The sequence below is a fragment of the Klebsiella sp. GW_Kp182 genome, from assembly GCF_040062275.1.
Lineage (GTDB): Bacteria > Pseudomonadota > Gammaproteobacteria > Enterobacterales > Enterobacteriaceae > Klebsiella > Klebsiella michiganensis.
The window spans coordinates 15,074-28,615 of sequence record NZ_JBEAFQ010000054.1 but is presented as its reverse complement, the minus strand read 5'-3'; the positions used below and the strand labels follow the sequence as shown (position 1 = coordinate 28,615).

Here is a 13,542-nt window from a genome sequence, read left to right as displayed (position 1 = left end):
CATTTTACCGATAGGGATGCGAAACTAAATATCATAACAATGAATAGTTACAGGGCTTATTGGCCCCATTACTTATCCACAATATTTATTACATTTGAATTAAGGAAATCCTTAATGAAACTGGCAAGAAAAAATAAAAATAATACTAATTTTCTAGTTTAAACGAAGCCGGAAACGCAGGCGATGGCGAAATGAGGAAAGTCTGTTACGAAATAAGAAGCGCATGAAATACGTTAGCCCCTCCATACTCTATGGAGGGGCGCGGGATTACAAGAACATCCCACCGGAGACTTCTACGCGCTGGGCGTTCATCCAGCGCAGGTCATCGCTAAGCAGCGCGGCGATGGCATCGCCAATATCATCCGGCAGCCCCACTCTTCCGAGCGCCGTTTGCGCGGCAATATGCTGATTCACCTGCGCGTTATCCCTGACCACACCGCCGCCAAAATCGGTTTCAATCGCGCCGGGCGCAATAATATTGACCGAAATTCCGCGTTCTCCCAGCTCCTTCGCCTGGTAGCGCGTCAGCACCTCCATCGCGCCTTTCATTGAGGCGTAGGCCGCATAGCCCGGCAGCGCGAAACGCGCCAGTCCGCTGGAAACGTTGAGGATCCGCCCCCCGTCCTGCAATAACGGCAGCAGGCGTTGGGTAAGGAAAAACGGCCCCTTAAACTGGATGTTCATTAATTCATCAAACTGCGCCTCGCTGGTTTCAGCAAAGGGAATATTCAGGCCAATTCCGGCATTGTTCAATAAATAGTCGAAGGTCTCCCGCTGCCAGCGCTGCTGAAGCACTTCTCTTACCTTCTGAGCAAAACTGTCGAAACTGCCAACATCACCGACGTTTAGCGGTAATGCCGCGGCTTTCACGCCTTTTTGCTCAATTTCAGCCACCACGTCCAGCGCCGCCTGCGGGTTACTGTGCCAGGTCAGAATAATATCGGTTCCCTTTGCCGCCAGCTTTAATGCGGCGTTTTTTCCCAGTCCACGGCTACCGCCGGTGACTAAAGCGATACGTTGCGTCATCAGAAAACCCCTTCTTGGTTGCGTTTGCATCGCTGAAGAGCTTATTAGCTGCTATAAAAACAATAAATATGGCAAATTACGTTTTACTGTTTCATTAAAAACAACAATAGGCCGCCGGCATGGATAAAATTCACGCAATGCAGCTGTTCATCAGAGTCGCGGAGCTGGAAAGTTTTTCCCGCGCCGCCGATACCCTTGGCCTGCCGAAAGGAAGCGTCTCGCGCCAGATTCAGGCGCTGGAGAGCCACCTTGGGGTTCGTCTGCTGCATCGCACAACCCGCCGGGTACAGCTGACGCAGGATGGTATGGTTTATTACGAACGCGCCAGAGACCTGCTCAGCAATCTTGAAGAGCTGGACGGCATGTTTCAGCTTGACCCCTCCAGCATCAGCGGGCGTCTGCGGGTTGATATGCCCGTCGCCGTAGCGAAAAAGCTGGTCATTCCACAGCTGCCGGCATTTCTGCAGCAGTATCCCGGCATTGAACTGGAGCTCAGCAGCAGCGATCGGTTAGTCGACGTGGTTCGCGAGGGCTTTGACTGCGTGGTGCGCGTCGGTACGCTGAAAGATTCCGGGCTCATCGCGCGGCCGCTGGGCAAGCTAACGCAAATCAACTGCGCCAGCCCGCAGTACCTGACGCGCTTCGGCTATCCGCAATCGCTGGACGATCTCGCCGATCATGCGCTGATCCACTACGCAAGCAGCCTCGGGGTGCGCCCGCTGGGCTTCGAAGTGGTCAGCGAGGGCGCCGTCCGCTGGATCAAAACCGGCGGCGTCTTGACGGTGAACAGCACCGAGACCTATCAGGCGTCGTGCCTGGCGGGGCTGGGCATTATTCAGGTGCCGCGGGTGGGGGTTCGGGAATGGCTGCGCACCGGGGAGCTGATAGAAATTCTGCCCCACTACCGCGCCGAGCCGCTGCCGGTGTCGCTCATTTATCCGCACCGGCGTAATCTCTCGCGCCGGGTACATCTGTTTATGGAGTGGCTGGGCGGCTTAATGAAAAACTACGTTGATTAGGCCGAATGATGAAAAATCTGTATTTGAGAGCGTGCCGATATTTCCTGCCGGGTGCTGGCTGACGCTTTACATGGCGTAAAAAACCAACAATATCATGCTATTATCAAATTCACCCAGGCCGATACAAACGCAGCGCAGCCGGGGAATAACACATGAACGCGCTTCAGTGATTCGCAGATTCCGATGCCCGCTCCCCCCGATACGCCCCATCCGTGATTTTACGTATATAATTTTTGAAGAATATCGCTGTAAAAAAGGGAGAAATAATTTATGACGCCGGAAAACGACGCTCAACGCCCAACCGAGGATCCGGGCCAGCAGCCGGATAAAAACAAAAGCGCGATGGCTGCGATAAACGACTCTACCGTGGCGAAAAAAGCCAACCAGGCGCTGAAAAGCGTCACCGGAACGGCGGAAAAAGTTCAGCGTAACCATATGGTCGCCCATATCATCCGCGCCGCGGAGCGCTTCAACGACAGGCTGGGTAATCAGTTTGGCGCGGCAATCACCTACTTCTCGTTTTTATCGATGATCCCAATCCTGATGGTCTCTTTTGCGGCCGCCGGTTTTGTTCTCGCCTCGCATCCCACGCTGCTACAGGACATCTTCGATAAAATCCTGCTTAACGTTAGCGACCCGACGCTGGCGGCAACGCTGAAAAATACCATCAATACCGCCGTACAGCAGCGTACCGCCGTCGGTATCGTGGGTCTGCTGGTGGCGCTCTACTCCGGCATTAACTGGATGGGCAACCTGCGTGAGGCCATCCGCGCCCAGTCGCGCGACGTCTGGGAACGCACGCCGCAGGATCAGGAGAAAATTTGGGTTAAGTATTTCCGCGACTTTATCTCGCTGATCGGCCTGCTGGTTGCGCTGGTCATTACCTTATCGATCACCTCTATCGCCGGCTCGGCCCAGCAGATGATTATCTCGGCGCTTTATCTTGATTATATCGAGTGGCTGAAACCGGCGTGGCGGCTGATTGGCCTCGCGATTTCCATCTTCGCCAACTATCTGCTGTTTTTCTGGATTTTCTGGCGACTCCCGCGCCACCGCCCTCGCCGTAAGGCGCTGATTCGCGGCACCCTGATTGCGGCCGTCGGCTTTGAGATAATCAAAATCATCATGACCTGGACGCTACCGGCGCTGGTGAAATCCCCATCCGGGGCGGCATTCGGTTCGGTGTTGGGGATAATGGCCTTCTTCTATTTTTTCGCCCGCCTGACGCTGTTCTGCGCCGCATGGATTGCCACCGCCGAATATAAAGACGACCGCCGGATGCCGGGCAAAGCCCACGACTAAACCATCACTGGGCTGAATAAAAGACGCAAAATTCAGCCCAACCTGGCATTTCAGCATATAAATCCAACATGTAACTTTTATTTAACCTAAACCTGGTTTTATCGACCATTATTTTAATTTTGTGAAGCATTTCATAGAAGTTATTTTTCTGGCACAGAAATTATTCACTTTTTGCTTCTTTTTTCGCCTCCCCCGCCCCTTGTTACAGATTGAAATGTCCCCAAGGCTGTGGCTATATGGCCTTTCGTTCGCAAAAAATAAGAAAGATCTATGCAAGCCACAGCCACAACACTCGACAACGCGCAGGACACCGTTCCGGTTAACTCACGCAATAAAGTCGTCGTCGCCTCACTCATTGGTACCGCCATCGAGTTCTTCGACTTCTACATCTATGCCACCGCGGCGGTTATCGTATTCCCGCACATTTTCTTCCCGCAGGGCGATCCCGCCGCCGCGACGCTACAATCGCTGGCGACCTTCGCTATCGCCTTTATTGCGCGCCCTATCGGTTCAGCGGTCTTTGGCCACTTCGGCGACCGCGTAGGCCGTAAAGCGACCCTCGTCGCCTCGCTGCTGACGATGGGGATCTCCACCGTGGTTATCGGCCTGCTGCCCGGCTATGAAACCATTGGCATTATGGCACCGGTGCTGCTGGCGCTGGCGCGCTTTGGTCAGGGGCTCGGCCTTGGCGGCGAATGGGGCGGCGCGGCGCTGCTGGCGACGGAAAACGCCCCGCCGCGCAAGCGCGCGCTGTATGGCTCATTCCCGCAGCTGGGCGCGCCTATCGGCTTCTTCTTCGCGAACGGCACCTTCCTGCTGCTCTCCTGGCTGCTGACCGACCAGCAGTTTATGGAATGGGGCTGGCGTATGCCGTTTATCTTCTCCGCCGTGCTGGTCATTATCGGCCTGTACGTCCGCGTTTCGCTGCACGAGTCGCCGGTGTTCGCTAAGGTAGCCGCCGCGAAAAAACAGGTCAAAATACCGCTGGGCACGCTGCTGACCAAACACGTGCGCGTCACCGTTCTCGGCACCTTTATCATGCTGGCGACCTATACGCTGTTTTACATCATGACCGTCTACTCCATGACCTTCAGCACCGCCGCCGCGCCGATTGGCCTCGGCTTGCCGCGTAACGAAGTGCTGTGGATGCTGATGATGGCGGTTATCGGTTTTGGCGTGATGGTACCGGTGGCGGGCCTGCTGGCGGATGCATTCGGCCGTCGTAAGAGCATGGTCGTGATTACGACCCTGATCATCCTCTTCGCGCTGTTTGCCTTTAAACCGCTGCTCGGCTCCGGCAACCCGCTGCTGGTCTTTGCCTTCCTGCTGATTGGCCTGAGCCTGATGGGGCTGACCTTTGGCCCTATGGGCGCGCTGCTGCCGGAGCTGTTCCCGACGGAAGTTCGCTATACCGGCGCATCGTTCTCCTATAACGTCTCGTCGATCCTCGGGGCGTCCGTGGCGCCGTACATCGCCGCCTGGCTGCAGGGCAACTACGGTCTGCCTGCGGTAGGACTCTATCTGGCCGCCATGGCGGCGCTGACGATGATCGCGCTGCTGCTGACTCACGAAACGCGTCATCAATCGCTGTAACTTTCCCTCCACGCCCCTGGCCATCCGGCCAGGGGCGTCTCCTTGCCGACTATTTTTTCATCTGCGACAGAATTGCCCGACACTGGTTCGCCTCGCCTTCGGCGGGTGAGATCAGCGCCAGCAGCGCGGCGGCCGGCGTCACCAGGGTCGCCAGCGCTGCCGCTACCGCGCCGCGGGCAATCAGCGGCCCCGCCTTCACGCCCGCATTCGGCGACTTAAAGGTGCCGCGCACGTAGAGCGGTGAACGCAGGGTGATAATGCGAAAGCCCTTACTCTCCGGATCGATAGTGAGGTCCAGCTGCTCTGAGGCAAAGCTGGCGGTACCGGTGACGTTGATCAACGCGTTTTCCGTATCAAAGGCAAACACCTGCGGCCGGGCGACGCCGTTGACCACGTCGATATTGGCCGCCGCGCAGTTCACCCGCACCTCATCATCGCCAAAGATCTGCCCGATGATAAAGTTGCCGACGTTCAGGCCGAGGATCTCCATCAGGTTGCGGCTAATTAAACCGTCGTTCATCAGCAGCTTCAGGTTACCGTTACTGTTGCCCAGCAGCGCGGCGACGGAGTTGCCGGTACCGCGAAGCTGCACATCGCCGTTCATTTCGCCGAGGGTTTTCTGCATCATCTCCACGTTTGGCATCAGCGCTTTCAGCTTCAGGCGGCGCGCCTGCAGGTTCGCCGTCCCCTGCAGCGGTTTTTTATCCCCTTCAAGATGAATGCTGCCGGCAATCGTGCCGTTGGCCAGCCCCAGACGCAGCGGCTGCAGGCGCAGGTCGCCCCGTTCGAGGAGCACGTGGGTGGAGAGGTCGCTGATGGGGAGCGTGCCGCCGTGCTCAATGCGCCGTCCTTTAAAGCGCACATCGGCATCCATCACCTGCCACTTATCGGTTTCAAAGCGGTCATACGGCAACACTTTTCCGGCCGGCTGCGGGGAGGCTTCGCCTTTGCGCCGTTCGGTCTGGCTGCCTTTACCGCCGGAGTCGACGCCAATCAGCGGCCCCAGATCCGCCAGCCTTAGCTGTCTGGACTCAAGGTCGCCCTCCAGCTTAGGCCGGGGTTTACCGGTGGTGTAGGTCAGCGAGCCGTGGATATCGCTCTCGCCGATGCGGCCATTAAAATCCTGATAGGCGAAGCGTGAACCGTTTTTCTCCTTGAAGGTGGCCCGCAGATGCCCGTCGGTCGAAAAGGCCGGCGTATCCGGCAGCAGCACGCCGGTCAGGTCATAGAGATCGCCCAGCGAGTCCCCGGAAAACTTCAGCCGCAGATCGACGCCGCCGAGGTTAAGCGGATCGCTGACCGTGCCGGTAAACGCGACCCGGGTATTGCCGGAACGAAAATCCCCCTGCAGGGGGAACGGCGTCCCTTCGCTGCGCAGCGCCAGCATGCCGCCGATTTTGCCGCTACCGGAGAGCGGCTGTCCGTTGTAGCTCCCTTTCGCCTGCAGGCCGAAGACGTAATCGCCCACTTTCTGCGGCTGCCCTTTCCCCTTCTCGCCGGTCACTTCACTGAACGCCAGCGGCTTACCGAGCGGATCAACCACGATCGTCACGTCAGCGCGCGACACTTTGTCATCAACGGCAATCTTGCCGCGATCGAAAAGAATATTGTCGAGGCGGAAAGACCAGCTGGAAGGCGCCGCATCTTTCTCCGACGACCCCGCCGAAGCCAGGTCGAAAGTCCAGTTGTTGGTCTTCTCCGACAGTCGGATCAGACGCGCGTCGGGCTGTTCAAGCTTAATCCACGGCAGATAGACCGTTTTGCTGAGCAGCGCCAGCGGGGCGAGAGTCGCCTCAACGCGCGGCAGGTGGACCATTGTGACCTGTGGGATATCAGGGGGGTTGCCAAGGACGATATCTTCGGCATGAACGTGCGGCCAGGGGATCCAGCTTCGCCAGCCGCTCTCGCCGGGCTGGCGTTCCCAGACGACGCCCAGATCGCCGCGAATCGCGAACGGGCGGTTCAGCTCAGCAGAGACTTTCTGGTTGATCGTCGGCTTCAGGCGGTTCCAGTCAAAGGTCGCCAGCACGATAAAAAACAGAACGATCAGTACGACAATCGTTCCCAGGATAATAGCCACGGTTTTTCGGGTTCTGCTCATCCCTTCTGCACTCCTTTTGCGTCTCGTCACTCCTGAATATAGTTGAGAAACGCCATTTGCTCCGCCGAATGAGGTTTTCGTCACATAATCCGCGTCAGGTCAAAAAAATAATGGAACGTTGTTTTAATATCATTGACCATCAAAGCGCCCCAGCGCACACTAGGGTTAATATTGATTTAATTTCAGGTCATCACTATGTCGAAGAAAATTGCCGTCATTGGCGAATGCATGATTGAGCTGTCAGAGAAAGGCGCAGCGGTTAATCGCGGCTTTGGCGGCGACACCTTAAACACTTCCGTCTACATCGCTCGCCAGACCGACGCCAGCGCGCTGGGCGTGCACTACGTTACCGCCCTGGGCACGGACACCTTCAGCCAGCAGATGCTCGAATCCTGGCAGCGCGAGAACGTTCAGACTGACCTGATTCAGCGCATGGCCGACCGTTTACCGGGCCTCTACTACATCGAAACCGACGAGAGCGGCGAGCGCACCTTTTACTACTGGCGCAACGAAGCCGCGGCGAAGTTCTGGCTGGAGAGCGAGCAGTCCGCGAGCATCTGCGAAGAGCTGGCGACCTTTGATTATCTGTATCTTAGCGGGATCAGCCTGGCGATCCTCAGCCCGACCAGCCGCGAGAAGCTGCTGACCCTGCTGCGGGAATGCCGGGCAAACGGCGGCAAGGTTATCTTTGATAATAACTATCGTCCGCGCCTGTGGAGCAGCAAAGAGGAGACGCAGCGGGTTTATCAGCAGATGCTAGCCTGCACCGACATCGCGTTCCTGACCCTCGATGACGAAGACGCGCTGTGGGGCGAGAAGCCGGTTGCGGAAGTGATTGCCCGCACCCACGCCGCCGGCGTTGAAGAAGTGGTGGTTAAGCGCGGCGCAGACTCCTGCCTGGTGGCGATTGCCGGCCAGCCGCTGCGGGAAGTCCCGGCCGTTAAGCTGCCGAAAGAGAAAGTGGTTGATACCACGGCGGCGGGCGATTCGTTCAGCGCCGGCTACCTGGCCGTACGCCTGACCGGCGGCGACGCCGAATCTGCGGCAAAACGCGGACACCTGACCGCCAGCACGGTGATCCAGTATCGCGGCGCGATTATCCCGCGCGAGGCGATGCCGCAGTAATTTTCGATTGCGTTACGCCCGCCTGCGAGAATCCCGGCTTGCGCTGCGCTTAGCCGGGCTACTGTCTGGCGCTGGCATTAGACCGGATAAGGCGCGCCAGCGCCACCTCCGGGAAAATCACCGGGCCAATCCAGCAATACGTAAAACAAAACCTCACCGGATAGCCACGCTATCCGGTTTTGCTTTACTGCGCGGGCGGGATATCCGTCGCTTCGTTACGCCCTTCCACAACATCACCGACGGCGCTCGACGCCGCTGCGGCCGCTGGCGCGGGCGCCATCAGCTTTTCCCACGTCGCCTGCAGTTCCTTCATGTTGTATTCCGGCTCACCCTGCGGCTGCTGCAGCACCAGCGCCATATCCTGCGACAGCTGCTGACGCAGGTACTGATTCAGCATGTCGACCGTCAGCGAATTGAGAAACTCCTGGCGCAGTTTCTGATACTGCTCGGGCGCGATATCCACCACCTGATTTTGCAACGAACGCATCCGCTGGCTAATCAGGATGTACGTATCGGTGCGCGCATAGGTGGCAAACAGCTTCTGCAGTTCGAGGTTTTTCTGCGCGATCAGGGCGTCAAACTCCTCCTGCGGCAGGCCGCGATCGCGGACTTTCGCCAGCTCGCGCGCCACGGTCGTTAAGTTGGCGTTCAGGCGCTCGCCCGGCGATTCGATATTGATCGCGCACTGGGCGCGCTGGTAGAGCACGCGGCAGTCAAAGCCAAGGCCGATATCCTTGATATTACTTTTGCTCAGATTCTGCTGTACGTGCCAGAACAGCGCTTCCCGGGCAAGATCGTCGCGCCAGTAGCGCTGCAGCGCGACCGAGTCGCGGATCGGCTGCCACGGCGCATCCCACATCAGCGACAGCTTATCCTGGCGCACCGCATCGGTCATGATGCTGACCGGCGTCGTCGGCAGCGGCGACAGCGTAGGAACCGCCACCGGCGTTTCGCGCTTGCCCTTCAGGCCGCCGAAAGTTTTGTTGATTTGTTCCGCGACGCTGCGGCTATCCACGTTGCCGACCACAATCAGGGTCATGGCATCCGGGGTGTACCACTTGTGGTAATACTCTTTTAGCTGAGCAATATCCACCGGCTGCTTCAGCGGCGCCGCCGGATCGTGCCCCAGCATGGTGGAGCCTTTTAGCCGATAGCGCCACCAGCCTTCTTTGGTATCCGCAGGCCAGGTCGCCACCATGTCTTCGCCCTGCAGCGCGTGGTTGACGGTTTCCGGGGAGATCGACATTTTACCGCTGGCGCTGGCCAGCCAGCTCAGCGCCTCTTTCAGCAGGTCGTTACGGTTATTCGGTATGCTCAGGTTAAACAAACTGTAGTCATAAGAGACGATGGCGGGCGGCAGAGGACGCTTCGGGTCAATACTCTGCTGCCATAGCGAACGGGCCTGCATGGTCGGGAGGCCACCGTTTTGCGTCAGCGCGAGGCGCGGGATAAAGTGGCTAAAGCCGCTCTGCTGAGTGCTTTCGCTCAGCGAGCCAATATTCACGGACAGGCGAACTTCGATACGATCGCTGGGACGCTGCGGGGTGGCTAAAACCTGCCACTGAAACCCATTCGCCAGTGTCCCCTGTTGCCAGGCCGGGTCCGGCTGGAGCGCTTCTGCCTGCACATAACCGACCGTCGCCATCATCAGCAAACCACCGGTTAAGAGTCGAATTTTTGTGCCCTGCATGTGAACCCCTGATGAACAATCCTGGTTACAACAGCGGCCCACGGGAGGGCCGCCGAAAAAATATGGTGAGTTAAGTACGTCGGTTAGACCACACGGAGATGAAAATGTCGCATGTTGACGTGAAATAAACATAAGGGTCACCGCCGCGCAAGCGACAGTGACCCCTAATTATGCGCAGGAGCCCGTAGTCCAGCAAGGGACAACGGGCCTAACAGATGGATTTATGAGGATAATTCGTGCGATTTGCTTACCGGAGTACGGTTGTTCAGCACATCATCCAGCTGTTTCGCGTCCAGCTCTTTGACCCATTTAGCGACAACGATGGTCGCGACGCCGTTACCCACCAGGTTGGTCAGCGCTCGCGCCTCGGACATAAAGCGGTCGATGCCAAGAATCAGCGCCAGACCGGCGACCGGCAGGTGCCCGACGGCGGAAATCGTCGCCGCAAGGACGATAAAGCCGCTGCCCGTCACCCCCGCCGCGCCTTTTGAGGAGAGCAGCAGCACCACCAGCAGGGTGATTTGATGGAAAATATCCATATGGCTGTTCGTCGCCTGGGCGATAAACACCGCCGCCATCGTCAGGTATATTGAGGTGCCATCGAGGTTAAAGGAGTACCCCGTCGGGATCACCAGCCCCACCACCGACTTACGGCAGCCCAGCTTCTCCATCTTATCGAGCATACGCGGCAGCGCCGACTCGGATGAAGACGTTCCCAGGACAATCAGCAGCTCTTCGCGGATATAGCGGATAAATTTAAAGATGCTGAAGCCGGTGGCTTTGGCGATCGACCCCAGCACCACCACCACAAACAGGATGCAGGTGATGTAGAAGCAGACGATCAGTTGACCAAGCTGCACCAGCGTACCGACGCCGTATTTCCCAATGGTAAAGGCCATGGCCCCGAACGCGCCAATCGGCGCCAGGCGCATGATCATATTGATGATGCCGAAGATCACCTGCGAGAAGCTTTCGATAACGTTAAAAATCAGCTGGCCTTTGCTGCCGAGGCGATGCAGCGCGAAACCAAACAGCACCGCAAACATCAGCACCTGCAGAATGTTGCCGCTGGCAAAAGCGCCAATCACGCTGCCGGGGATAATATCGAGCAGGAACGCTACGATGCCCTGATCTTTCGCCTGTTCGGCGTAAACCGCCACGGCCTTCGCGTCGAGGGTCGCCGGGTCAACGTTCATTCCCGCGCCGGGCTGCACCACGTTTACAATGATCAGGCCGATGATCAGCGCAATAGTGCTCACGATTTCAAAGTAGAGCAGCGCCACCGCCCCGGTGCGGCCGACGGCTTTCATGCTCTCCATCCCGGCAATCCCCGTCACGACGGTACAGAAGATAACCGGGGCAATAATCATTTTAATCAGCTTAACGAAGGCATCGCCGAGGGGTTTCATCTGCGCACCCAGTTCCGGGTAAAAATGGCCCAGCAGAATACCGATCGCTATGGCCGAGAGAACCTGGACATAGAGGCTTTTAAAGAAAGAGATTTTCATAGGGTGTCCTTTGGAGATAACCACAGACCTTGAGGGGGTATTGCGTCCGTGGCTTAAAAATAACACCCATGAAACATTTCAGAAATAACGAGTGATGAAATTGCAATGTAATTGTTAATTTATTTGAACTGACTCGCATAAGCTAACAATGTTGTTACAAACTTGCATCCTCAACATCACCGGGTAAAAAACGGGCCATAAAAGCCTCAGGCGGCATGGCGCAGCCAAAAAGATACCCTTGCACCGTCTCGACGCCCGCCTCCTGCAGCCAGCGATACTGGGTATCGGTTTCGACGCCCTCCGCGACAATGTGCAGATTCAGCCCCCGCGCCAGCTGGATAATCGCGGGCACCATGCTGATGTCATCGGGCAGCATATCGATAAAGACTTTATCGATTTTCAGGATGTCTACCGGCAGCGATTTAATATGCTGCAGCTGGCGCAGGCCGGCGTAGCCCATACCAAAGTCATCAAGGGCAATCCGCACGCCCGCTTCACGCAGCGGACGCAGCAGGGAAATAATCGCCTGCGGGTCGTCAATCCGACGGCTTTCAGTGACTTCCAGTACCAGCGTACCCGGCGCGATACGATAGCGCGCGAGCAGCGCCAGCATCTCCTCGCCGCGATCGTGATGCAGCAGCTGCAGCAACGACACGTTGACCGACAGCGGCAACATGATCCCCTGATTTTGCCAGGCGGCAAGCTGCCGGCAGGCCTCTTCCATCACCCAGTAGCCGACCGGCACCATCAGCCCGCAGGCTTCGATACGCTCAATCAGATCGCCCGGCAGCGACCAGCTGCCGTCCGCCTGACGCTGACGCAGCAGCACTTCCGCACCGCACACATCGCCGCTGTGGGTATCCACCTGCGGCTGCAGCCAGATGGCAAACTGCTGGTTATCAAGCGCCGTCAGAATATCGTGCTCTTCCATTAAGCGGCGCTGCGCTTTTTCCATCTGCTGCGGATCGAAGAACTCAATCTGGTTTTTCCCTTTACGACGCGCGGTTACGGCGGCGGAAAACGCCCGACGGTAGAGCTGTTCGGCGTTAATTTCGCCGTTAAACATCGCGATACCGACGCTGGCGCAGGGGCGAAGCTGGATGCCGTGCAGCGGCAAACGTTCATTTAAGACAGTGAGTACTTGCTTACTTAACGTCACCGCCTGCCAGGGTTCGTCAATGCCGTGGGCCAGAATCGCGAAGTCGTAGCCGCTCACCTGAGCCAGCACCATCTGCGCCGGAATAATCGCCCGCAGCTTTTCAACCAGGGTTAGCAGCAGCATTTCACGCTGCGTCTCTTTCAGTACGCCAGCGGTATCCTGTAGCGTTTCGCAGGCGATAATCAGCAGCGCCGAGGCCTGCGGGCGCGCGACGGTTTGCTCCAGCATGGCCATTAGAAAGGCTTTGTTCGGCAGCTCGGATACCGGAAAACGGGTCGATTGCAAAGAGAGTTCGTCGTGCAGGCGCAGCAGCGTCTGCTGATTACGGTTGTAGCTGCGCACCAGCATGCCGATTTCATCGTCATGATGGAGACGCGGCAGCGTGAGCTGATGGCCCAAACGCTCGTGCTGCGGGACATCGTTTAGCTCACGGGCGATTTTACGCAGCGGTCGTACCATCAGACGGTTGATGCACCAGGTGATCGCCACCGTCAGCATCAGCACCAGAAGCAAGTAAGCGGTCACTAACGTCGCCAGCGCGCTCATGACGAATTTATACATGCGGTATGAGTCGGCCTGCAGCACCAGATAGGCCAGCGGCTGTGGGTTAGCGGGCCGTTCAAGGGAGTAGATAGGCAGCGAAATCTGTACCGGCAGTTCAAACATACGGGTGATGGTTACCGGTACCGGGCGCTCGGGGATAAAGCGCATCCGCAGCGCCTGGAACTGATTGGGCAGGACAACATCCGCCCGGCTGACGATGCCTGCGGGTTGAATACGGCTCAGAATGGCTTCCGCCTCAGGGATATCGGCTTTCAGGATAGCCGCTGACAGCGGTTCGCGAACGGAGCGCGCGATGCTTTCTAACTGCGTGGCCGTGGTAAAGCGACTCTGCTGAACAAAGTGGAACAGCAGAATAGAACAGAAGACCAGTACAAACGCCATGGACACGCTCGCGACCATCGCCATCTGTTTAATTGTAAGTGAACGGCTGACGCGCAACGGGGTTCTCCACTGAA

At 57.5% G+C, this 13,542-nt stretch carries 9 protein-coding genes; 4 read left to right on the top strand and 5 right to left on the bottom strand.

All coding sequences use genetic code 11. The features are described 5' to 3' along the window. Positions 1-267: 267 nt before the first annotated feature. Positions 268-1,026 (bottom strand): SDR family oxidoreductase, encoded by a 759-nt coding sequence (locus tag ABLU88_RS23070; protein WP_032719951.1) that lies wholly within the window; start codon positions 1,024-1,026, stop codon positions 268-270. 119 nt (positions 1,027-1,145) lie between these two features. Here ABLU88_RS23070 and ABLU88_RS23065 point away from each other — a divergent pair, with 119 nt between their 5' ends. The 3 genes from ABLU88_RS23065 (at position 1,146) to ABLU88_RS23055 (ending at position 4,940) form a co-directional block, all read left to right on the top strand. Beyond that, a complete protein-coding gene (locus tag ABLU88_RS23065) occupies positions 1,146-2,045 on the top strand; it encodes a LysR family transcriptional regulator (RefSeq protein ID WP_014227163.1) in 900 nt (299 codons plus the stop codon). A 270-nt stretch (positions 2,046-2,315) separates the two neighbouring features. Then, the gene (gene yhjD / locus ABLU88_RS23060; protein WP_004134249.1) at positions 2,316-3,347 is read left to right on the top strand and encodes an inner membrane protein YhjD; all 1,032 of its coding nucleotides are present in this window, start codon (positions 2,316-2,318) and stop codon (positions 3,345-3,347) included. 270 nt (positions 3,348-3,617) lie between these two features. Then, positions 3,618-4,940, top strand: coding sequence for an MFS transporter (locus ABLU88_RS23055; RefSeq protein WP_004126314.1), 1,323 nt, complete (start codon positions 3,618-3,620; stop codon positions 4,938-4,940). Positions 4,941-4,989: 49 nt separating this feature from the next. On the opposite strand, the gene ABLU88_RS23050 is transcribed toward ABLU88_RS23055, so the two are convergent. Continuing rightward, entirely contained in the window at positions 4,990-7,041 is a 2,052-nt protein-coding gene (locus tag ABLU88_RS23050) for an AsmA family protein (protein WP_049079235.1), read from the bottom strand. A gap of 195 nt (positions 7,042-7,236) precedes the next feature. On the opposite strand from ABLU88_RS23050, the gene ABLU88_RS23045 reads away from it, so the two are divergent. Beyond that, complete coding sequence (locus tag ABLU88_RS23045; protein ID WP_254539771.1) at positions 7,237-8,166, top strand: sugar kinase; 930 nt, start codon at positions 7,237-7,239, stop codon at positions 8,164-8,166. Positions 8,167-8,350: 184 nt separating this feature from the next. On the opposite strand, the gene ABLU88_RS23040 is transcribed toward ABLU88_RS23045, so the two are convergent. The 3 genes from ABLU88_RS23040 to hmsP form a co-directional block, all read right to left on the bottom strand. Then, complete coding sequence (locus ABLU88_RS23040) at positions 8,351-9,856, bottom strand: pitrilysin family protein (protein WP_064378241.1); 1,506 nt, start codon at positions 9,854-9,856, stop codon at positions 8,351-8,353. A gap of 221 nt (positions 9,857-10,077) precedes the next feature. Then, positions 10,078-11,364 carry a C4-dicarboxylate transporter DctC gene (dctA, locus tag ABLU88_RS23035; protein WP_014227166.1) on the bottom strand — a complete coding sequence of 429 codons (1,287 nt, stop codon included), beginning with the start codon at positions 11,362-11,364 and terminating at the stop codon, positions 10,078-10,080. A gap of 154 nt (positions 11,365-11,518) precedes the next feature. After that, on the bottom strand, positions 11,519-13,525 hold the full coding sequence (gene hmsP, locus ABLU88_RS23030) for a biofilm formation regulator HmsP (protein WP_206752069.1): 2,007 nt from the start codon (positions 13,523-13,525) through the stop codon (positions 11,519-11,521). Positions 13,526-13,542 lie beyond the last annotated feature (17 nt).